The organism is Pseudomonas sp. NFR02 (genome assembly GCF_900119375.1).
GTDB classification, from domain to species: Bacteria; Pseudomonadota; Gammaproteobacteria; order Pseudomonadales; family Pseudomonadaceae; genus Aquipseudomonas; species Aquipseudomonas paracarnis.
In genome coordinates, this window is record NZ_FPJJ01000005.1 from 70,869 (window position 1) to 93,195 (window position 22,327).

19 protein-coding genes are annotated in these 22,327 nt (G+C 58.9%); 15 read left to right on the forward strand and 4 right to left on the reverse strand.

What is annotated here, in order from left to right:
- Positions 1-7: 7 nt before the first annotated feature.
- Together BT199_RS16290 and BT199_RS16295 are read left to right on the forward strand one after the other, a co-directional pair.
- Positions 8-1,366 carry a DUF1329 domain-containing protein gene (locus BT199_RS16290; protein WP_072435012.1) on the forward strand — a complete coding sequence of 453 codons (1,359 nt, stop codon included), beginning with the start codon at positions 8-10 and terminating at the stop codon, positions 1,364-1,366.
- 230 nt (positions 1,367-1,596) lie between these two features.
- Entirely contained in the window at positions 1,597-4,092 is a 2,496-nt protein-coding gene (locus BT199_RS16295; protein WP_072435014.1) for a helix-turn-helix transcriptional regulator, read from the forward strand.
- Here BT199_RS16295 and BT199_RS16300 read toward each other — a convergent pair.
- Positions 4,089-4,964, reverse strand: a complete 876-nt coding sequence (locus BT199_RS16300) for a helix-turn-helix domain-containing protein (RefSeq protein ID WP_014719869.1) — start codon at positions 4,962-4,964, stop codon at positions 4,089-4,091. The two genes, BT199_RS16295 and BT199_RS16300, sit on opposite strands and share 4 nt — an antisense overlap.
- A gap of 136 nt (positions 4,965-5,100) precedes the next feature.
- On the opposite strand from BT199_RS16300, the gene BT199_RS16305 reads away from it, so the two are divergent.
- Positions 5,101-6,003, forward strand: a complete 903-nt coding sequence (locus tag BT199_RS16305; RefSeq protein ID WP_020302018.1) for a DMT family transporter — start codon at positions 5,101-5,103, stop codon at positions 6,001-6,003.
- A 156-nt stretch (positions 6,004-6,159) separates the two neighbouring features.
- Here BT199_RS16305 and norR read toward each other — a convergent pair whose 3' ends face one another.
- Positions 6,160-7,707 (reverse strand): nitric oxide reductase transcriptional regulator NorR, encoded by a 1,548-nt coding sequence (norR, locus tag BT199_RS16310; protein ID WP_072435015.1) that lies wholly within the window; start codon positions 7,705-7,707, stop codon positions 6,160-6,162.
- 147 nt (positions 7,708-7,854) lie between these two features.
- Here norR and hmpA point away from each other — a divergent pair, with 147 nt between their 5' ends.
- From hmpA to queC, 8 genes are all read left to right on the forward strand, one after another.
- On the forward strand, positions 7,855-9,036 hold the full coding sequence (gene hmpA, locus BT199_RS16315) for an NO-inducible flavohemoprotein (protein WP_014719866.1): 1,182 nt from the start codon (positions 7,855-7,857) through the stop codon (positions 9,034-9,036).
- Positions 9,037-9,272: 236 nt separating this feature from the next.
- A complete protein-coding gene (locus BT199_RS16320; protein ID WP_072435016.1) occupies positions 9,273-9,779 on the forward strand; it encodes a disulfide bond formation protein B in 507 nt (168 codons plus the stop codon).
- 794 nt (positions 9,780-10,573) lie between these two features.
- Complete coding sequence (gene cyoA, locus BT199_RS16330) at positions 10,574-11,515, forward strand: ubiquinol oxidase subunit II (RefSeq protein ID WP_003194054.1); 942 nt, start codon at positions 10,574-10,576, stop codon at positions 11,513-11,515.
- A 3-nt stretch (positions 11,516-11,518) separates the two neighbouring features.
- Positions 11,519-13,537: a cytochrome o ubiquinol oxidase subunit I gene (cyoB, locus tag BT199_RS16335; RefSeq protein ID WP_005791254.1), complete on the forward strand. Its 2,019-nt coding sequence runs from the start codon at positions 11,519-11,521 to the stop codon at positions 13,535-13,537.
- A 3-nt stretch (positions 13,538-13,540) separates the two neighbouring features.
- Positions 13,541-14,167, forward strand: a complete 627-nt coding sequence (locus BT199_RS16340; protein WP_003194052.1) for a cytochrome o ubiquinol oxidase subunit III — start codon at positions 13,541-13,543, stop codon at positions 14,165-14,167.
- Complete coding sequence (gene cyoD / locus BT199_RS16345; protein ID WP_003194051.1) at positions 14,167-14,502, forward strand: cytochrome o ubiquinol oxidase subunit IV; 336 nt, start codon at positions 14,167-14,169, stop codon at positions 14,500-14,502. Before BT199_RS16340 ends, cyoD begins: the two co-directional genes overlap by 1 nt.
- A gap of 11 nt (positions 14,503-14,513) precedes the next feature.
- Positions 14,514-15,401 (forward strand): heme o synthase, encoded by an 888-nt coding sequence (gene cyoE / locus BT199_RS16350; RefSeq protein ID WP_019817484.1) that lies wholly within the window; start codon positions 14,514-14,516, stop codon positions 15,399-15,401.
- Between the two features lie 153 nt (positions 15,402-15,554).
- Positions 15,555-16,253: a 7-cyano-7-deazaguanine synthase QueC gene (gene queC / locus BT199_RS16355; protein ID WP_014719863.1), complete on the forward strand. Its 699-nt coding sequence runs from the start codon at positions 15,555-15,557 to the stop codon at positions 16,251-16,253.
- Positions 16,254-16,360: 107 nt separating this feature from the next.
- Here the strand turns inward: queC and BT199_RS16365 are convergent, their stop codons facing one another.
- Entirely contained in the window at positions 16,361-17,224 is an 864-nt protein-coding gene (locus BT199_RS16365) for a queuosine precursor transporter (protein ID WP_014719862.1), read from the reverse strand.
- Positions 17,211-17,816, reverse strand: a complete 606-nt coding sequence (locus tag BT199_RS16370) for a helix-turn-helix transcriptional regulator (protein ID WP_003194047.1) — start codon at positions 17,814-17,816, stop codon at positions 17,211-17,213. Before BT199_RS16370 ends, BT199_RS16365 begins: the two co-directional genes overlap by 14 nt.
- Before the next feature lie 211 nt (positions 17,817-18,027).
- Between BT199_RS16370 and BT199_RS16375 the strand changes: the two genes are divergently transcribed.
- The 4 genes from BT199_RS16375 (at position 18,028) to BT199_RS16390 (ending at position 22,316) form a co-directional block, all read left to right on the forward strand.
- A complete protein-coding gene (locus tag BT199_RS16375) occupies positions 18,028-19,113 on the forward strand; it encodes a pyoverdine biosynthesis transaminase PtaA (RefSeq protein WP_014719861.1) in 1,086 nt (361 codons plus the stop codon).
- Positions 19,114-19,310: 197 nt separating this feature from the next.
- Complete coding sequence (locus BT199_RS16380) at positions 19,311-20,027, forward strand: helix-turn-helix transcriptional regulator (RefSeq protein WP_020302014.1); 717 nt, start codon at positions 19,311-19,313, stop codon at positions 20,025-20,027.
- Between the two features lie 248 nt (positions 20,028-20,275).
- Positions 20,276-21,340 carry a fatty acid desaturase family protein gene (locus BT199_RS16385; RefSeq protein ID WP_020302013.1) on the forward strand — a complete coding sequence of 355 codons (1,065 nt, stop codon included), beginning with the start codon at positions 20,276-20,278 and terminating at the stop codon, positions 21,338-21,340.
- A gap of 4 nt (positions 21,341-21,344) precedes the next feature.
- The gene (locus tag BT199_RS16390) at positions 21,345-22,316 is read left to right on the forward strand and encodes a proline dehydrogenase family protein (protein WP_032903658.1); all 972 of its coding nucleotides are present in this window, start codon (positions 21,345-21,347) and stop codon (positions 22,314-22,316) included.
- Positions 22,317-22,327 lie beyond the last annotated feature (11 nt).

Genomic DNA, 22,327 nt, shown 5'->3' on the forward strand with positions numbered 1-22,327 from the left:
AGACCCTATGCGTAAGATGATTGCAATGTTGGCCCTGAGCGTATTGGCCGCCAACGTAATGGCGGCGGTATCGCCCGAAGAAGCCGCCAAGCTCGGAACTTCCCTGACCCCGGTCGGCGCGGAAAAAGCCGGCAACGCCGATGGCTCGATTCCGGCCTGGACCGGCGGCATCCCCAAGAATGCAGGCGCGGTGGACAGCAAGGGGTTTCTCGCCGACCCCTTCGCCAGTGAAAAACCACTGTTCGTGATCACCGCTGCCACGGTGGACAAGTACAAGGACAAGCTCTCCGACGGCCAGGTAGCGATGTTCAAGCGCTACCCCGAGACCTACAAGATCCCGGTGTACCCCAGCCACCGTACGGTCAACTTGCCGGCGGACATTTACGAGTCGATCAAGCGCAGCGCCTTGAATGTGAAGGCGATCAACGATGGCAACGGCCTGGAGAACTTCACCGGCAACCGTTACTACGCGTTCCCTATCCCTAAAAATGGCGTCGAGGTGCTGTGGAATCACATCACCCGTTACCACGGCGGCAACCTGCGGCGCATCATCACTCAGGCCACGCCCCAGACCAATGGCAGCTACACGCCGATCCGTTTCGAAGAAGAAGTAGCGGTGCCGCAAGCCATCCCGGATATCGACCCGGCCAAGGCCGCCAACGTGCTCAGCTATTTCAAGCAATCGGTCACCGCGCCAGCGCGGCTGGCGGGCAACGTGCTGCTGGTGCATGAAACCCTCGACCAGGTGAAGGAACCGCGCCTGGCCTGGATCTACAACGCCGGCCAGCGCCGTGTGCGGCGTGCACCGCAGGTGTCCTACGACGGCCCGGGTACCGCCTCCGACGGCCTGCGCACAACCGACAACTTCGACATGTTCTCCGGCGCACCCGACCGTTATGACTGGAAACTGGTGGGCAAGAAGGAGATGTACATCCCTTACAACAGCTACAAGCTCGATTCGCCGAGCCTCAAGTACGACGACATCATCAAGGCCGGGCATATCAACCAGGACCTGACCCGTTATGAACTGCACCGAGTGTGGGAAGTGGTCGGTACCGTTAAACCCAGCGAGCGGCACATCTACGCCAAGCGCCATATGTATATCGATGAAGACAGCTGGCAGGTTGCGCTGGTAGACCATTACGACGGTCGCGGCCAACTATGGCGCGTTGCCGAAGGCCATGCGCAGTTCTACTACGACCACCAGGTGCCGGCCTACACCGTGGAAACCCTGTACGACCTGATTGCCGGACGCTACATCGCGCTGGGCATGAAGAACGAGGAGAAGAGCAGCTTCGTGTTCGGCTTCGCGGCCAAGGCGGCGGACTACACCCCGGCTGCACTGAGATCGGAGGGCGTTCGCTGATTCCACACTGAAATGAGTTTGAAAATGTGGGAGCTGGCTTGCCTGCGATAGCGGTGGGCCAGGCCGCTCATCGATTGCTATAGCACCGCCATCGCAGGCAAGCCAGCTCCCACACTGAAGGGCGTATACCTTGGTTTTTATGGTCTTCAATCAACCCGCTGAATACTTCTTCAACAACCGCCAACCACAGGTCTAGGGTGACGCAACAATAAAAACAGCAGGATGCAGCAATGACCGCCATGACCCGCTGCCTGGACCGTCCTGGATTTATGCCACGGCTGTCCGCCCACCATGCGTTGCGTGCGCGGCTGACTGTGCCTCTGCTGACGGCGCAGGCGCGGGTAAGGTTGCTGTGCGCACCGGGCGGCAGTGGCAAGAGCGCGTTGCTCGCCGAGTGTGCGTTGCAGGCGCCGAAGGGGTGTCAGGTGGTGTGGATACCACTCAACGGTGCCGCGCTCAGCCCCTTGGAATTCTGCGCATGGCTGGCGCAGCAGCTTGGCTTGCCGTTTGTGGATGAAGCCACGTTATTGCTCGACTTGGGCCGTTGGCCACACACCACGTGGTTGTTTCTGGATGATTTCTGTCGCTCACCTGCGCCTGAGCTGGATGCGCTGCTGGACCGTTTGCTCGCCGCTGGCAGCCCGCAGTTGACCTGGTGGCTGGGCGCGCGACGGCGCCCGTTGTGCAATTGGCCACGCCTGTTGCTCGACGATGAGTTGCTGGAGTGCAGCGAGTTGTTTTTCAGCGCTGAGGAAGTCGAGCAACTGCTCGCCCCGGGGCATACCGTCGACAGCGTGATGCAGTTCAGCGCCGGTTGGTGCGCCGGTGTGCGTATCGCCTTGTTGGGCGACGGCCACCCCGACAAGACCCTGCTCGATTACCTGCAGCATGAGCTGTTCAACACCTTGTCGGCACCATTGGCTGAGGCCTGGCGGGTGTTGGCCCATCTGCCGCGTTTCAACCTGAACCTGTGTGAGTACTTGTTCGGTGGTGGTGACGGCGCTGAGCATTTGCGCGAGTTGCAGGCACTGGGTGCGTTTATCCAGCCCTGGGAAGACACGAGCGACTGGCTCCACGTTTTCCCACCGTTGGCGCGACTGCTGCGCGACGAACCCTGGCCGGCCAAACGCTCCTGGCACCGACGCGCGTGCCAATGGTTCAGCGCCGAGGGTGACTGGCAGGCCGCGTTCGAGCAGGCGTTGCTGGCGCAGGAATATGAAGTGGCGGTGAGCCTGTTGCAGCATTTCAGTTTCGAGGATTTGTTTCGCCAGCAGAACGCCGTGCTGCTGTTGCGCCTGCATGAACAGCAGGGCGATGAATTGATGTTGGGATCGGCGCAACTGGTGGGGCTGCTCACGGCCGCGTTGTTGTTTGCCGGGCGCTTCGAACAGGCGGCCTTGTGTATCGACCAACTGGCCCGGTTCGCCCCGCAACCGACGGCCGCCGCGCAGCGCTACCTGCTGGCGCGTTGGCAGGCGCAGTGGGGGTGGTTGCTGCATTTGAGCGGTGATGCCGAGCGCTCCCGTGAGCACTTTCTCGAAGCCCTGCAAGCGCTGCCTGACAGCGCCTGGACATCACGGCTGATGTGCCTGTCGGGCCTGACCCAGCAAGCCTTGCTGCGCGGTGAGTTGGAGGCCGCCCAACGCTTGAACCGTGAAGCGCTATGCCTGGCCCGGGCCCACGGTTCGCTGGTATTGGAGGCCCTGCTGGAGTTGGATCACGCCCAGTTGTTGGAACAGCGTGGCGCGCCGTACCGGGCACAAAGCCTGTTGGAAACGGTGCAAGCGATGTTGGCCGGGCAACGGCTCACCGCCGGGCCGTTGGTGGGGCGTATTGTCCTGCGATGTGGGCATCTGGCCTTGCGTCAGGGCCAAGACACCCTGGCCGCCGAGTGTTTCGAGACCGGCTTGAGCATGTGCCTGCAGAGCCAGGACAAGCGCGTGCTATATGGCTATCTCGGCCTGGCGCTGCTGGCGGCCAACCGTGGCGACTACGCCCAGGCGTTCATTCAATTGCGCGACGCCGAGCGCCTGATGCAGCAGCGCCATGTCCCGGAGACGGTGTATCGCGCGGTGTTGTTGTTGGTCAGCGGACACCTGTGGCTACAACAGGGCCGGGCTGAATTGACGGTACAAGCGGTGCGCCGGGTGTTGCGCCATTTCCGTGGGCCCTGTGCCAAGCAGGCACCGCCGGCGACCCTGGAACTGATCCCGCGTCTGGAGTATTTGCTGGTGCTGGCCGAGGTCAGGCTGGGCTGTGCCGAGCAACCTATCGCACGGCTCAATGCCTTGCTCGAAACCTCTCGGCAGCGCGGCATGCTGTGTCTGGAAACCGAACTGCACCTGGTGTTGGGTGAGGTGACCTGGCAACTCGGTGACCCGGCGTTGGCCCGTCGTGCATTGCAGGCCGGGCTGGCGCTGGCGGCTCGTTGCCAGGTACAGCAGGCGATTCGCGAGCTGCGCTTGCGTGCCCCTGGGTTATTGAGTGAGCTGGGCCTGGAGCCTCAGGTCACGCCTGCCGGTGCGACGCAAAACCCTCTGAGCCAGCGCGAACTCGAAGTGTTGCAGTTGATCGCCCTGGGCAACTCCAATCTGGAAATCGCCGACCGCCTGTATATCTCCTTGCACACCGTCAAGACCCATGCACGGCGCATCCACAGCAAACTCGGGGTGGAGCGCCGCACTCAGGCGGTGGCCAAGGCCAAGACGCTGGGCCTGATGGCCTAGGCGCGCAGTGCCTGGCGATATTCACCCGGGGTGGCGCCCATGGCTTGGCGAAAGCGTTGGTTGAAATGGCTGGCGCTGGAAAAACCGCACCTCAAGGCGACCTCACCCAAGGGCAACGAGCTGCTGCGCAGCAAAGTTTGCGCGCGTGCCAGGCGGCGTGCCAGCAGGTATTGATGGGGCGGCACGCCGAAGCTCTGACGGAACATCCGGGCGAAATGGTATTCCGACAGCGCGCACATCGACGCCAACTGGCCGAGGCTGATGGGATCTTCAACATGGTGGTCGATGTACTCCACCAAACGCCGCCGTTGGTGCGCCGCCAACCCGCCTTTGAGGCGCAGGCCGTCGCGCACGCCGACCTGGTTGAGCAGGGTGTGGCTGAGCAGTTCATGGGCCAGGCTGCTGGTCAGCAGGCGCTCGCCGGGTTCGAGCCAGTTGAGGCTAATCAACTGGTGAAAGCGTCGGGCCTGACGGGCGTCCTCAAGGAAGGTCGTCTCACGCAACTGCAACTCCCGCGGCTCGCGGTCCAGCAGGGTGACGCAGCCGAGGGCAAATTGCTCCGGGCTGAAATACACATGGGCCAGGCGTATCTCGCCATTGATCACCCACGCCGACTGGTGCTCGGCCGGCAGTATGCACAATTTGTCGGGGCCGCCCTTGGTGCCTGGCCGGTCACGGCGAAAGGTGCCCGTGCCGCCGCCGATATAACAGGACAAGGTGTGATGGCTGGGCGCCTGGTAGTCCTGGGCATCGTGGTGGTTGCTCCACACGGCCGCAGACAAACCGTCACCGAGCTCGGCGCAGGCTTCCAAGCGTGCGTGAGGCGAGCGGTTGAGGGATTGAAAGACGTGCAGCGATTCCAGCTCTGGCATGGTGTGTTCTCCGACGTCTTGCATCCTACTCCCGGCGGCGGGCGCTGTGAGCCCATCGCCCGACAAAAGCGCAAGAATGTGCAAGAACCTCAGGGTGGTTGAAGGCAACACTGTGGCTCAAACGACGGAGCCTGCTATGAACCTCTTCCTGTATTTACTCACGGTGCTGATTTGGGGCACCACCTGGATTGCGCTCAAATGGCAGCTGGGCGTGGTGGCGATTCCCGTGTCGATTGTCTATCGCTTCGGCCTGGCGGCGCTGGTGCTGTTTGCGCTGTTGCTGCTCAGCCGCAAGTTGCAGGTGATGAACCGGCGCGGGCACCTGATCTGCCTGGCCCAAGGGCTGTGCCTGTTCTGCGTCAACTTCATGTGCTTTCTCACTGCCAGCCAGTGGATCCCCAGTGGCCTGGTGGCCGTGGTGTTCTCCACGGCGACCTTGTGGAACGCGCTCAATGCCCGGGTGTTTTTCGGCCAGCGGGTGGCGCGTAACGTGTTGATGGGCGGGGCGCTTGGGTTGCTGGGGCTGGGCTTTTTATTCTGGCCGGAGCTGGTTGGGCATACCGCTAGCCCGCAAACCCTGTTGGGCCTGGGCTTGGCCCTGCTGGGCACCCTGTGCTTCTCGGCGGGCAACCTGTTGTCCAGCCTGCAACAGAAGGCTGGGCTCAAGCCGTTGACCACCAATGCCTGGGGCATGGCCTATGGGGCGGCGATGCTGGCGACCTATTGTGCGGTGCGTGGCATTCCGTTCGAGATGGACTGGAGTGCGCGGTATATCGGTGCGCTGTGGTACCTGGTGATCCCGGGTTCGGTGATTGGTTTTACCGCTTACCTCACCCTGGTGGGCCGCATGGGCCCGGAGAAGGCGGCGTATTGCACGGTGCTGTTTCCGGTGGTGGCGCTGAATGTGTCGGCCGTGGCCGAGGGCTACCAGTGGACGGCGCCGGCGTTGATGGGGCTGGTGCTGGTGATGCTGGGGAATGTGCTGGTGTTTCGTAAACCTCGGTCCATCTTGGCGGGCCTCAAGGCTAGCCAAGCCTGAATGTGGGAGCCGGCTTGCCGATAGAAGCAGCACCTGCCACGAATCCCCTGAGGGAGCGGGCTTGCCCGCGAAGGCGGTGTGCCAGTCAATGTATCTTTAACTGACCCACCGCTTTCGCAGGCAAGCCAGCTCCCACATTGGACTGAGGTGCCTGCTTTATTTGAGGCCTAGCCGCTTGGCCATGCGCCCCAGGTTGGCGCGGTCCAGGCCCAGTTCGCGGGCGGCGCTGGCCCAGTTGCGCTGATGGCGTTCCAGGCAGGCGCTGATGAGTTGGCGCTGGTAGTGCTCGGTGGCCTGGCGCAGGTCGCCGCTGACCATGGGCAAGGCTTGGGCCGGTGCTTGTTCGGCCACCGCCGTACTCACGTCGGGCAAGTCCAGGTCCAGGGCGCTCAGGCTGAGAATTTTCGGGCGCTCGCGGCAGTTGCCCAGGGCTTTCAACGCGCTGCGGCCGATCAAGTGCTCCAGCTCGCGCACATTGCCGGGCCAGTTGTAGGCCAGCAACGCCGCCTGGGCATCGCCGGTCAGGCGCAGGCTGCCCAGGCCCATGCGCGAACGGTTCTGTTCAAGGAAGAAGCCAGCCAACAGCAGCACATCACGCCCGCGTTCACGCAGTGCCGGCACTTGCAGCGGGTACACGCTCAGGCGGTGGTAAAAATCGGCACGGTAGCGGCCATTGCGCACTTCTTCGGCAAGGTCGCGGTTGGTGGCGGCAATCAGGCGCACGTCCACCTGGTGTTCCTTGTCCGAACCCAGGCGCTGCAACTGGCCGCTTTGCAGCACGCGCAGCAGCTTGGCCTGTACGCTCAATGACAGTTCACCGACTTCGTCCAGGAACAACGTGCCGCCGTTGGCCAGTTCAAACTTGCCTCGGCGCTCATTCAGCGCTCCGGTGAAAGCGCCGCGTACATGGCCGAACAGCTCGCTTTCTACCAGGGTTTCCGGCAGTGCGGCGCAATTGAGGCTGATCATGGGCTTGTCGGCACGCGATGACGCGGCATGGATCGCCTGGGCCACCAGCTCCTTGCCGACCCCGGTTTCGCCGGTGATCAGCACGGTCAGGTCGCTGCCGCCTACCAGCTTGATTTCCTCGACCAGCCGTTTATGCGCCTTGCTCTGGCCGATCATTTCCTTGTGCTGCTGGCCGCTGGCCTGGCGATAGATTTCGGCGCGCTGGTGCTCGTCTTCGGCCCGCAGCGCCAGGCGCTCAATGCGTTCAGCCACATTGACCGTGGCCGCGGCCAGGCTGGCGAAGGCCTGCAGCGCGTCCAGTTCGACCCGTTCAAAGCGCTCGTTGTCGAGAGCGTCAAGGGTCAGCAGGCCCCACGGCTGGTCGTCGATAAACAGCGGGCAGCCCATGCAGTCGTGGACTTCGAGGTGGCCGTGTAAACCGGCGACCAGGCCGTCATAGGGGTCGGGCAATTGGCTGTCGCTGTCGAAGCGGGTAGGGCTGGGGCTACTCAGCAGTATTTCAAAGCGCGGGTGTTCGCTGATCTTGAAACGTCGGCCCAATGTGTCAGGGCTCAAGCCATCCACCGCCAGCGGCACCAGCCACTCGCCATCCAGCCGCAGCAGCGCGGCGGCATCGCAGGGCAACAGGGCGCGCATGGTTTGCAGCAGGCGGCGGTAGCGCTCGCCTTCGGGCAGTTCCCGGGACAGATCGGCGACCAGCGGCAGCAGGGCGGTGAGCAGCGGTTTTGCAGTCATAATGACTCCTTGTAGTCGATATGACTATAAAGCGTAGGAGGTCATACTGACTACATAATGTTTAAGCTCTTGAAAAACATGGGTTTATTAGTTGGCACGAATACTGACTACCTAAGGGTAATGAGTAAAAAGACCGAGGAGTCTCCCATGCTGAGTGCCCAAGACCGTGCCATTGTTAAATCCACTGTGCCCCTGCTGGAAAGCGGCGGTGAAGCACTGATCACCCATTTTTACCGCATGATGCTGTCCGAGTATCCCGAAGTCCGTCCGCTGTTCAACCAGGCCCACCAAGCCAGTGGTGACCAGCCTCGCGCCCTGGCCAATGGCGTGCTGATGTACGCGCGGCATATCGACCAGTTGGACCAACTGGGCGACCTGGTGGCCAAGATCATCAACAAGCACGTGGCCTTGCAGATTCTGCCGGAGCATTACCCCATCGTTGGGGCCTGCCTGCTGCGGGCTATTTCCGAAGTGCTGGGCAGCGAGATTGCCACCCCCGAGGTCATGAGTGCCTGGGGCGCGGCCTACGGCCAGTTGGCGGACATTCTGATCGGCGCCGAAGCGGCCATCTACGACGAAAAAGCCCAGGCGCCCGGCGGCTGGCGGGGGGCGCGGGCGTTCCTGCTGGTCAAGCGCGTGGAGGAGAGCGACGAGATCATCTCCTTCTACTTCGCCCCGGTGGACAACGGCCCGATCCTGGCCGCAGCCCCCGGCCAGTACATCGGTCTGAAACTGGTGCTCGATGGCGAAGAAGTGCGCCGCAACTATTCCCTGTCGGCCCTCACCGACACCGGGCTGTACCGCATCAGCGTCAAGCGCGAAGTGGGCGGGCGGGTCTCCAATTACCTGCACGACCAGATGCACGTCGGCGCGACCATTGATCTATTCCCGCCGTCGGGCGAGTTCACCCTGGCCGCCAGTGATAAACCGCTGGTGTTGATCAGCGGCGGGGTAGGCATTACGCCCACACTGCCGATGCTCGAAGCCGCCCTGGCAACCGAACGCCCGGTGCACTTCATCCATTGCGCCCGTAACGGCGGGGTGCATGCGTTCCGTGATTGGGTGGACACGCTGGCGGCCCAGCATCCGCAGCTCAAGCGTTTCTACTGCTATGCCGAGGATGACGGTATCAGCCCGGCGGCAGACCAGGTCGGGATGCTCAACCAGGAGCAACTGGCAGCCTGGTTGCCTGAGCAGCGTGATATTGATGCCTACTTCTTGGGCCCCAAGGGTTTCATGGCGGCGGTCAAGCGCCATCTCAAGGCGCTGGGTGTGCCGGAGAAGCAGGCGCGCTATGAGTTCTTTGGCCCGGCGGCGGCGTTGGAATAATCCTCCCTAGTAACAACACTGTCCAAAATGTGGGAGCGGGCTTGCTCGCGAAAGCGGTGTGTCAGTCAATACATGTGTCTCTGATACTCCGCCTTCGCGAGCAAGCCCGCTCCCACATTTGGCACTCTATTGCGCCTGATTAATCCGCTGTTAACCCCCCTCTGTTTTAACCACTGCCTGTGTGTAAACTCGTTGCCATCAGGCACAACCATAATCAGAGAAAGGGAAAGACGGGGATGATTGACGACATGCGTTTAGGCAGGGAGCGGCGCTTTCTGGTGTTGCTGGGCATCATCTGCCTGGCGCTGATTGGCGGGGCGCTGTACATGCAAGTGGTGCTGGGCGAAGCGCCGTGCCCGCTGTGCATTCTGCAGCGCTACGCCTTGCTGCTGATTGCGCTCTTCGCGTTCATCGGCGCCGCCGTGCGCACCAAGGGCGCGCTGACGTTCTTTGAAGGGTGGGTGGTGCTCAGCGCCTTGGGTGGCGTGGCTGCGGCCGGCCACCATGTGTACACCCAGTTTTTCCCCCAGGTCAGCTGCGGCATCGATGTGTTGCAGCCGATCGTCGACGACCTGCCCCTGGCCAAGGTGTTTCCCCTGGGCTTCCAGGTCGACGGCTTCTGCAGCACCCCCTACCCACCGATCCTCGGCCTGTCCCTGGCCCAATGGGCGCTGGTGGCTTTCGTGCTGACGGCGATCCTGGTGCCCCTGTGCATCTATCGCAACCGTCACCCCAAAGCCTGAGTCGCCGCGGCTGCCAAACGCTCCGTTCCTTCTGAATGAAGGCCGGAGCGTTTTTGTTTGTAGGGATTTGTGAAAGCACCGTGACGAGGGGCAACGGAAGGTGCGCGCAGCGTGCGACATGTTGTCACACGGACGCTGTCGCAGGGCGTTTCTGACCCGCCAAATCGGCCCTTTAATTTGCACCCGGCGCACAAATTGTGCTGTCAGTTCGTGGTTCGTGCAGTGGCCCGATTTGTGTGCGGCTCCAACCCCTGCTGCCTCTATGAATGCCTTGTTTTATGGGGACTTGGACGGCATTCGCATGCCCTTACAAGCCGTAAGGGAAGTGGCACTGTGCCCAATAACACGGCAATTTTTGTGGTTTTTGTTGAGAATCGAACACGATAAGATCGCGAATCTTTGCAACTTTGGTGAAGGATTGTTGCTGGAATCGATAAAAATTATTTCTTTATAAGACATGGTTTATACATCGCTAGCTAACTACAATCGCCCGCACTGAATGTCCGGTGCTGTTCAATATTTGAGCATTGGAGCGGTCGAGGAGCAGATGGAAGGCTCAATGCGACCCCAGGTTCCGGCAGCCTTTCAACTATCCGCACCAAATGGAATTGGTCTGTAACAAGGCCTTTAGCCACGAAATCGAATAAGAACTCACTGCAGGTCCGTGAAACGTACAGTCATGACGTGTCGGGCAGGCTCTTATTCAATCGAAGAGAAATGCCAACCCTTGGCAGGGTGAAGTGTTGGCGATCAAAACCCAACTGCATTGCGCAAGCTGCTTTAGAGGTCGTGAGATGAGTAAAAACAGGTACCCCCGATTACTAGGCTTTTTGCCGCTGCTTGGCATGATGTTAATGCTGGGAGGCTGCAAGTGGACCTTGCTCGACCCAAAAGGACAGGTCGGTCTGGATGAACGAAACCTGATCATCACCGCTACCCTGCTGATGCTGCTGGTTGTGGTGCCTGTGATCGTGATGACCTTCGCCTTCGCCTGGAAATACCGCGCGTCCAACACCAGCGCTACCTACGCGCCGAAGTGGTCGCACTCCACCAAGATCGAGATCGCGGTGTGGCTGGTTCCGATCCTCATCATCATCGCCCTGGGTTACATCACCTATAAGTCGACCCACGCGCTGGACCCGTACCGTCCGCTGGAGTCCGACGTCAAGCCTGTGAACATCCAAGTGGTCGCGCTGGATTGGAAGTGGCTGTTCATCTACCCGGACCTGGGTATCGCCACTGTCAACGAGATCCGCTTCCCGGAGCACACCCCGCTTAATTTCCGGATCACCTCCGACGCCGTGATGAACTCGTTCTTCATCCCAGCACTGGGTGGCCAGATCTACGCGATGGCAGGCATGCAGACCCGCCTGCACCTGATCGCCAACCAGAAAGCTGAAATGGAAGGCATCTCCGCCAACTACAGCGGCGCTGGCTTCACCGGCATGAAATTCAAAGCGATCTCGACAAGCCAGGAAGATTTCGACGCCTGGGTAGCTGCAGTCAAGGCCGCACCTAAACAGCTTGATCAAGCTGAATACGACGCTCTGACCAAACCGAGCCAGAACAACCCTGTCGCCTTGTACTCCGCGTATGAGCCGGACCTGTTTCAGAAAATCGTCGACAAGTACGAAGGTATGAAGCCAGGCAAGCCGGTCAAGCACGAGAAGAAAGAAGTGGCCGTGGTTGAAGGTTCTGATACGGGCGCGCATTCAACTGCTGGGGCAGAGGAGTAAACGATGTTTGGTAAATTAAGTTGGGACGCGGTCCCATTCCACGAGCCGATCGTAATGGTGACTATCGCCATGATCGCGCTGGGTGGTTTGGCGCTGGTTGCGGGTATCACCTATTTCAAGAAGTGGTCCTATTTGTGGACCGAGTGGTTGACCTCGGTCGACCACAAGAAAATCGGCGTCATGTACGTCATCGTTGCCATGGTCATGCTGCTGCGTGGTTTTGCCGACGCCATCATGATGCGTACCCAGTTGGCCATGGCCACCGAGGGTTCGCCTGGCTACCTGCCACCTGAACACTATGACCAGATCTTCACCGCTCACGGTGTGATCATGATCATCTTCATGGCGATGCCATTCTTCACCGGCTTGATGAACCTTGCCTTGCCGCTGCAGATTGGTGCGCGTGACGTTGCCTACCCGTTCCTGAACTCCCTGAGCTTCTGGCTGCTGGTTTCCGGCGTGGTGCTGATCAACGTTTCCCTGGGCGTCGGCGAATTCGCCAAGACCGGTTGGGTTGCGTATCCGCCATTGTCGGGGCTGCAATACAGTCCGGGCGTGGGTGTGGACTACTACATCTGGGCGCTACAGTTATCAGGGCTCGGGACGACATTGACGGGGGTCAACTTCCTGGCCACCGTCCTGAAAATGCGCGCCCCTGGCATGAAACTGATGGACATGCCGATCTTCACCTGGACCTGCACCTGGGCAAACGTGCTGATCGTGGCTTCGTTCCCGATCCTGGCCGCTACCATGGCGCTGCTGTCGCTTGACCGTTACCTGGATTTCCACATTTTCACCAATGAACTTGGTGGCAATCCAATGATGTACGTGAACCTGTTCTGGGCATGGGGTCACCCTGAGGTGTACATCCTGATCCTGCCGGCGTTCGGTATCTTCTCCGAAGTGATCTCGACCTTTACCGGCAAGCGCCTGTTCGGTCACCACTCGATGGTCTACGCTTCGGGCGCAATCTCCGTACTGGGCTTCATGGTATGGCTGCACCACTTCTTCACCATGGGTTCGGGGGCCAGCGTCAACGCCTTCTTCGGCCTGGCGACGATGCTGATTTCCATCCCGACGGGGGTGAAGCTATTCAACTGGCTGTTCACCATCTACCACGGTCGTCTGCGCATGACCAGCCAGGTTCTGTGGACCCTGGGCTTCATGGTGACCTTCGCCATCGGCGGCATGACCGGCGTACTGCTGGCCATCCCGGGTGCTGACTTCGTGCTGCACAACAGCCTGTTCGTGATCGCTCACTTCCACAACGTGATCATCGGTGGTGCGGTATTCGGCTACATCGCTGGTTTCAGCTTCTACTTCCCGAAAGCGTTCGGCTTCAAGCTGCACGAAGGTTGGGGCAAGGCTGCGTTCTGGTTCTGGATCTCGGGCTTCTTCGTCGCGTTCATGCCGCTCTATGCACTGGGCTTCATGGGCATGACCCGTCGTCTGAACGCCACCACCAACCCTGAGTGGGTACCGTATCTGTACGTTGCCATGTTCGGTGCGGTGATGATCGCTGTGGGCATCGCCTGCCAGCTGATCCAGCTGTACGTCAGCGTGCGTGATCGCAAGAAGAACATGTGCGAGTCCGGCGATCCATGGAACGGCCATACCCTGGAATGGTCGACCTCGTCGCCACCACCGTTCTACAACTTCGCTGTGATCCCGACTGCGAACACCATTGATGCGTTCACCGAAGCCAAGGAAGACGGTACTGCGTACCAGAAGCCCAAGCACTACGAGCCGATCCACATGCCAAACAACACCGCCACCGGCGTGGTGATGGGTGCGCTGTTGACCGTGTTCGGTTTCGCGATGATCTGGCACATCTGGTGGCTGGCAATCGCGAGCCTGGTGGGCACTATCGGTTACTTCATCATTCACGCTGCCCGTGATGATCAAGGCTACATGGTGCCGGTCGAAACGATCGAACGCATCGAAGCCGAGCAGCACGCTCGCCTGGTAGCCGAGAAGAAGATCCCGGCCAACCGTGTAGAAACCTCGTTGGAACAGGCTTAAACCATGTCGAACTTAGTGACCAATGCTGGACACGCCCATGTCGATGACCATGGGCACGATGACCACCACCACGACTCGGGGCCAATAACCGTCTACGGTTTCTGGCTCTACCTGATGACCGACTGCATCTTGTTTGCGTCGATCTTCGCGGTGTACGCGGTACTGGTAAACAACGTAGCGGGTGGCCCGTCGGGCCACGACATCTTCGAACTGCCTTACGTGCTCGGCGAAACCGCCTTGCTGTTGTTCAGTTCGATCACCTACGGCTTCGCCATGTTGGCCTTCTACAAGGGCAACAAGAAGGGCGTACTGAGCTGGCTGGGCCTGACCTTCCTGTTCGGCCTGGGCTTTATCGGCATGGAGATCAACGAGTTCCACCTGCTGATCTCCGAAGGCTACGGCCCGCACCGTTCCGGCTTCCTGTCGGCGTTCTTCACGCTGGTCGGCACCCACGGTCTGCACGTATCCGCTGGCCTGCTGTGGATGGCAGTGATGATGTATCAGGTCAATAAGCACGGCCTGACCAACACCAACAAGACCCGCCTGAGCTGCCTGAGCCTGTTCTGGCACTTCCTGGACGTGGTCTGGATCTGCGTATTCACCGTCGTTTACTTGATGGGGACTCTGTAATGGCTAATGCACACTCCCATGACAGCCACGATTCGAGCCACGGCAGCGTAAAGTCTTACGCCATCGGCTTCATCCTGTCGGTCATCCTGACCCTGATCCCGTTCGGCCTGGTGATGTACCCAACCTTGCCGAAGTCGATCACCTTGATGATCGTCCTGGCGTTCGCGGTGATTCAGGTTCTGGTTCACCTGGTGTACTTCCTGCACCTGGACCGCTCCAAAGAGCAGCGCGAGAACGTGATCGCGTTTGTGTTCGCAGGCCTGGTGATCGTTCTGCTGGTTGGTCTGTCGCTGTGGATCATGTTCAGCATCCACACCTACATGATGGCGAAGTGAGGTAAGACCCGATGTCGCTTAAGCACTTTATCCAAATCACCAAACCGGGGATCATTTTCGGTAACGTGCTTTCTGTGGCGGGCGGTTTCTTCCTGGCCTCCAAGGGACATGTCGATCTGGCCATCTTCCTGGCTGCAATGATCGGTACGTCCCTGGTGGTTGCTTCCGGTTGCGTATTCAACAACTGCATCGACCGTGACATCGACATCAAGATGGAGCGCACCAAGAATCGCGTGCTGGTCCAGGGGCTTATTTCCCTGAAGCTGGCACTGATCTTTGCGACCGTCCTGGGTGTTGCCGGTGTGGCCCTGTTGTACAAGGTGGCCAACCCATTGGCGGCGCTGTTTGCCGTGATTGGCTTTGTCATCTACGTCGGTCTCTACAGCCTGTACCTCAAGCGCAAGTCGGTTCACGGCACGCTGGTGGGCAGTCTGTCGGGGGCGATGCCGCCGGTGATTGGTTATGTGGCTGTGACCAATAGCTTCGACATGGCCGCGCTGGTGCTGCTGGTGATGTTCAGCCTGTGGCAGATGCCGCACTCCTACGCCATCGCGATTTTCCGCTTCAATGACTACCTGGCTGCGTCGATTCCGGTATTGCCGGTCAAGCGTGGCATCCAGGTGGCCAAGAAACACATTCTGCTCTACATCCTGGCCTTCCTCGTGGCGACCTTGATGTTGACCTTCAGTGGCTACGCCGGCATGAGCTACCTCGCCGTCGCCGCCGCGATGGGTATGTACTGGTTGTACATGGCCTGGACCGGCTACAAGGCGGTGGATGACACCGTCTGGGCGCGCAAGCTGTTCGTGTTCTCGATTTTCACCATCACCGCGCTCAGCGTGATGATGTCCCTGGATTTCCAAGTGCCGAAAGAGCTGTTGCTGACCTACGCCCACTGAGTGGTCTTGCAGTAAAAAAGCCCCGCCTTCGAAAGTCGTGCGGGGTTTTTTATTGAGCGCTGCGCTAAACCGGATACGCTGCGTTATCGTTGACGTTTTTCGCGAGCGAGCGCACTCCTACATCCCAATTCTACAAATGCAGGAAGCAATGCAATGAGTAAAAAAGCCGTGATGGTCTTCAGTGGCGGGCAGGATTCGACCACCTGTCTGATCCAGGCCCTGCCGCTGTATGACGAAGTGCACTGCATTACCTTTGATTACGGCCAGCGCCATGTGGCAGAAATCGAAGTGGCCCAGAAGCTGGCCAAGCAGTTGGGGGCCACTGTGCACAAAGTGATGGATGTGTCCCTGCTCAATGAGCTGGCGATCAGCAGCCTGACGCGCGACAACATCCCGGTACCGACCGTGAACAGCTCGGGTGAAAGCCTGCCGAGTACCTTTGTGCCGGGGCGCAACATCCTGTTCCTGACCCTGGCTGCGATCTACGCCTACCAAGTGAAGGCCGAGACCGTCATCACCGGTGTATGCGAAACCGACTTCTCAGGCTACCCCGATTGCCGGGATGAGTTTGTCAAAGCACTCAACCAGGCCCTCAAGCTGGGCATGGAATACGACGTGCGCCTCGACACCCCGTTGATGTGGCTGAACAAGGCCGAAACCTGGGCCCTGGCCGACTATCACGGGCAACTGGAGCTGGTGCGCGAGCAGACGCTGACTTGCTACAACGGCATCATCGGTACCGGCTGTGGCGAGTGTGACGCGTGCAACCTGCGCGCTCGGGGCTTGAATGACTACCTGCAGAACAAGACAACTGTCATGCAGAGCCTCAAGCACAAGTTGCAGCTGAAATAACCCTTGTAGGAGCGAGCTTGCTCGCGAAGAACGTCAACGATAACGCAGCGCATCGGGTTGAACGCGGCGCGCTCGGGTTCTTCGCGAGCAAGCTCGCTCTTACAGGATTATTGATAGCGCTTGAACAATGAACGTGCCCCGTAGGCAGGCAGGATGTTGAAGAACGCAAAGCCGACTTTGATCGCGATCTGTACATAGATCATGCTGAGTATGTCGCTGGTCTGCATCGCCCCGTAGAAGGCGATAAAGCAGAACAGGAAGCTGTCGATAATCACTGCAAAGAACGTACTGAGGAATATCCGCAGGTATAGGTACCTGGAGTTGGTCAGCTCCTTGATCTTGCACAGCAAATAGGAATTTATATTCTCCGACACCAAGAACGACACCGAAGAGGCCACCAGCACCGACGACACTTGCAGGATCACGTCGGTATAAGGCCCATCCAGCTTCCAGCCCGGTAGCCCCGGCAGGAACGTGGAGCCATACAGCAGGATGATGATCATCGCGTTGCTGGCAAACGCAAACAGAATGGCTCGCCTGGCCAGGCGCAAGCCAAAATTCTCGTTGAGCAAGTCCACGATCAAGAAGGTCAGTGGGTACAGGAACGTGCCCGGCGTGACGATGATGCCCAACGACTCCAGGTAAATCGGTTTGGTCGCGGCAATGCTGGTGAAGATATAGAAGGTGAACAGCAGCAAGTTCAGGATGATGTAAATCATCCAGGAGTTTTCATTGCGGTCGTTTATATCGTAGGCGGTCAGTGTCCCGCCTTGGGAGTAGAATTTTTTGTACAGATTCTTGATTTCCATCTTGTTGAAGTTGTCCATCATTTCACTGCTGAGCACTTCACTCAGCTTGATCTTGAGGACCTTGCCCGTGGCGATCACCATGATCACCGCCAGGCGTTTGTCGTTTTCAAAGCCCAGTAACTTGTATTTGCTGTTTTCCACGGCGCCCTCAGACGTTGTCATTGAAGCGCTCCTCAAGGATGTCGCCGATGACACACAAACGCTCTGAGTTCCCGCAGGGTTCGAGGGTGATGAACAGCTTCTTGGTGGCGCGGTCGTACACCAGCTTTTCTTTATCGTCGCTCGACGAGCCTTTCTGCACGATCAGCAAGTCCCCCGGTTCATTGAGGCCCGGAATCCCGTGCTCCAGGCGCACGCCGATCAAGTTGCAGGCGCTGCCGAAGTAATACGTCAGCGGATGAAGCGTGGCCAGTTCACCGATGCGCTTGCCCAGGTTCTGCATGAGCAGGCTTTCCTTGAGCACAGGCACTGCCGCCGGGTTCTTGTTACCCAGTGGGGAAACATTGCTCTCGATGACTTCCTTGGCCTCAAAACTGATGGTCTCGATTTCTTCGTAGGAGACGCCGAAGAAGTCCGAGATTTTGCGAATGGTCGACTGCTGTACGTTAACGACCTTGCCTTCCAGGATGTTGTAGATGGTGGTCCTGGTCAGGCCGGCGGCACTGCTTAACGAAAGCTGGGTTTCGCCACGACTCTTGATCAAGTACTTGATGTTGCTCTTCAAGTGCTCGGTTTTTTCCCGTCTGTGTATCAAGTGCTCACCACTTCCATTTAGTCATCAGTCCATGCCGGCAGAACCCGTTCTTGAAGGTTCGCGGCAGTGAAAGTGTTGCATGCGCCCGCTATAACAATAAAGTGCTGAGTGCAGGGATACGCCTTGGTGGTAAATCAGGCAACGGCTTTCTCGTCATAGTCTTCTATACGGCCTGCGCGAATCCCTCGCGCCTCTACAAGGAGTAGTCACCATGGTGCGTGTCAGTCGTCGATCCCTTCTCGCGCTGGGCGCGGCCCTGCCTGTGATGGGGCAGCTCAAATGGGCCCTCGCCAGCCCAGCGCCGACAAAATCTGACCAGGTGCTGCTCAATTACAACGAAAGCCCCTACGGCCCTTCAGACGCGGCTCGCCAGGCAATGCAGCGCGCGATTGCAGCGTCCGGACGTTACCCTTACCCCGATATGTACGCATTGGCCGCGCTGTTCGCCCAACAACAGGGTATAGCCGAAGACAACGTCGGGGTGTTTGCCGGCTCGATGGCTGCCTTGCGTTACGCAGTGCTGGCGTTTGCCAGCCAGACCCGCGGCCTGGTGATGGCCACGCCGTCCTACGAAGTCCCGCGCCAGGCGGCCGAGTCGATCAAGGCGCCGGTGCATGAAGTGAACCTGGATGCCCAGCATGCCCATGATGTGCCCGCCATGCTCGCGGCTGACCCACAGGCCGGCATGTTGTACCTGTGTAACCCCAACAACCCGACCGGCACCCTGACCTCGACCGATGCCATCCGGCGGGCCCTGGCGCACAAACCCAAGGGCAGCGTGCTGGTGGTGGACGAGGCTTATATCGAATTCTGCGATACCCCCAGTTGCGTGAGTTGGGTCAACGACCACGACGACCTGCTGGTGCTGCGCACCTTCTCCAAGATCTACGGCATGGCCGGTGCGCGCCTGGGCCTGGCGATCGGCCACCCGGCGTTGCTGGAGCGGTTGGCGGTGTTTGGCGGCGACAACGTCCCGGCCGGCGCCAGCTTGCTGGCCGCCCGTGCCAGCCTGGAAGACGCGCAACTGGTGGGCCAACGCAAAGCGCTCAATGCCAGGTTGCGCGATGAAACAATCGCGTGGCTCAAGGGCCGGGGCTTTAGCTGCACCGTCTCCCACAGCAACTGCTTCATGATCGACGTGAAGCGGCCGGCAGAGCAGGTGATTGAGCAGTTGGCGGCGCAGAATGTGTTGGTTGGGCGGGTATGGAAGGACTGGCCGCATTGGGTGCGGGTGACGGTGGGCAACTCGCGGGAGATGGAGCGTTTTCGCGAGGCCTTTGCGACGCAGGTGGTCTGATCAGGCGGCGCTATAGCTGCTCACGGTCGGTTCGCCATCGGAAGCACTGGACAAGGCCGTCAGGCGTGTTTCATTCTTTCCCCTGTTTAGAGAAATTTCCTACGGAGTGGGTCGGCTCTGATCAGAAGCTTCCGGATTGAAGCACTTCCGTCAGATCGCTAGCTTCACCCCGTTGTCACTCATCAGGGATGATATTCATGCGAAGCGATGGTCAAGCCAATAACAACACGCTCATTCAGCCCGCTGATGTGCGTCAATTGCTCGATGCCGAGCTGAGTCGACGTGGCCTCGGGCATTTCGAGGTTTATCAATGCGGGCCGACGCTGGACGAAGCGGAAATCATCACCAATTACCCCGATGCGCTGGACCGCGGTGACGCGGCGGATGATTTTTACCAACGCGGTCATTTGTTGTCCTTGTCCAAGCGCCGCATAAAACCGTTTTTCTGGAGCGATGAAAACATCCTGGCCCCTGCGGCAGAAGCGGTGCCGGTGCCGGGGCCGTGTGCGCCTGTGGGCGAGGGCGCCAGTTTTATTGTGCATGGCAACCAGGGTTTTTATTCCATTCTCAACCTGTGCAGTTTCGGAGAGCATCAACAGTTTCGCGAAAGAGTGCTGGCCAACAAAAGCGAACTGCAGATGCTGCTGGTCTCGGTTTACGACGAGGCGCTGGAAAGTGGTGCAACCTCGCTTGCCCCTGTTGTACGCGAAACCGTGCTGACGCCTCGCGAAACAGAGGTATTGTCCTGGACCAGCCTGGGCAAGACCTATAACGAAATAGCGCTCTTGGTCTCCATGAGCCCGCGTACGGTAAAGTTTCATATGAAGAATATCTTCAGCAAGTTGAATGTCACCAACGGCAAGTCCGCAATCCGTAAAGCCTTGCAACTGGGCTACATCCGCGAACAGGCCTGATCCGCAGGCCTCTCTCGTAAAAATACCGCGCTCGCCGATGAATTTTCATCGGCGAGCGCGCGCGTGCGCGCGTGATTTGGCGCTACCTGTCTAAAAGGGCAGCTTGTTCACTGTTAAGCGGTGCTTTAGTTTTTTTGCAGCCGATGAGTCTAGCTCAGGCAAAAAAACAATAGGCGCAGCACTCAAAAAATCATCTTCGCCCTGCGCGGATCGAGTGCTGCAGCGCGCCGCTTAATTATGGAGTGATTATGCTGGTCGATAAAAACAAAGAACCTGCTAGCGAATACGCTGCCGGTATTTCCCGGGAAACATTCGGGATGCTTAAACACTTGTGTAAAAAAGATAACTATCACTGGGCCATCGCACTGGGTAAGGACTATGCAATTATTGCGTTTGCCATTTACCTGTCGTTGGGCGTCAGCTATTGGTTCTACCCGGTTTCGCTGTTTCTAATCGGCACCACCCAACGTGCTTTGACTAACGTACTACATGAGTCAACCCACAAGGTGTTGGCAAAAAACCGTGCGATCAACTGGTTTGCCGGTACGTTTCTTTCTGGGTATCTGGTCTTCCACTTGTACCAGTCCTACAGCACTTCGCACATCAAGAACCACCACGTGCACTTGGGGCATCCAGAAAAAGACCCTGACTACAATTTCCATCTCAAGTGCGGCCTGTATGACCTTCAACAAAGCGAGCGCGAGTTCTTCTTGAAGAACGTCGTGATGGCGCTATCCGGCTACAGAACCCTTCAGTACATCAAGTATGTGGTCAAGGACCGTGTCCAGGGGCAAGACCCGCGCATCCGCAAGGAACGCATGATGATGTGGGCTTATTGGGCGGTAATTTTTGCTGTGGTCGCCTGGTTCGGGGTGGTCGCTGAATGGGTGTTGTTCTGGCTGGTGCCGCTGTTTACCACCGCCGTAGCCGTAGGCTGGATCATCGAGTTGGCCGAGCATTATCCGATGCCGGCGGTTGAGACCGACAAGTTGTTGCTGACCCGCAACCGTAAAGGCAATGTTTTGGAGAACTTCTTTTTCGGTCGCCACGACGACAATTACCACCTCGTGCACCACCTACATCCGTCCATTCCCCACTGGAATATGCGCAAGGCTCATAAGCTGCTGATGACTCACCCTGAGTACGCGCGCTGGGACAACCTGTGGGCCGGGATCTTTACCCGTGATCGGCAGAGCCGCCACAAGGAAACGTTGCTCAGTTACGCGTCCAAGTTCCGCGCTCACAAGATTGCCAACCACACCGACGATTCGAGTTTCGCACGTCGTATGCTCAACCAGTCCTACGGGGTTTAATGCCATGAACACGACCGACAACAGCCTGCTGGCAACCCTGGCCCTGAAGAAACTGGCGGCGAACAAAACCTATCGCGATTTGTTCCTGCAGAGCGAGACGCTGCGCGATTTCCTGCGGCCCGCCGCTCTTCGTTACATCATCTCCGAAGATCGCCTGGAGATGCTTGATAAGCTTGGAGCCCTGCTGGAGAAAGGCTATCGCACCGGTGTCGAGTTCGTTGGCGAGGAAGCGACGACATTAGCCGAGGTCACCACGGCTACCGATGAGTACCTGAAACTCATCGACTTGATTGCACAGCATCCCAAGCTTGAAGAACCCCCGCAGCTGGGGTTCGACCTGTCCAACGTCGGCACCATCATTTCCCGCGAACTGGCGATTGAGAACTGCTCGAAGATCCTCACCCATGCAGCCGATAAGGATATCGGTGTGATCATCAGTATGGAGCGTTCTCAATGGACGGATTCGATCCTCGATATCTTCCTGCAACTGAGCGGGCGCTTTCCCAACGTGGGTATCACCTTGCAGGCGCAATTGAATCGAACCCCGGATGACCTCGGGGCGGTCCTGGAAACTGGCTGCAAAGTACGCTTGGTCAAAGGCGTCTATGCTGAGCCTGCCGCGATTGCTTTACCGCGTGGCAATGCGCTCAACGAGCGTTACCTGGGGTTGCTGGACCGAATCAATGGCGGCCGTGGCCCGTTCGCTTTCGCGACCCAGGACCCACAGCTGGTTGAAGAAATCCTCACCAGCCGCATCGCCGACCGAGGCGAGCTGGAGATGCTTCACGGTGTGCGCCCTGAATTGATTCAGAAGGTGAAAAACCAGGGTCAGGTCAAGGCCCGCGTGTCGGCGGTGTATGGCATCAATTGGTACCTGCACCTGTTGCACCGTGTGGCTGAGTTTCCGCAGAACATTTTCCTGGCGCTGGATGACGTGGCTTCGCCACGGGCCTCTGAAACCGCCACTCATTACTGAAAAAGGACATT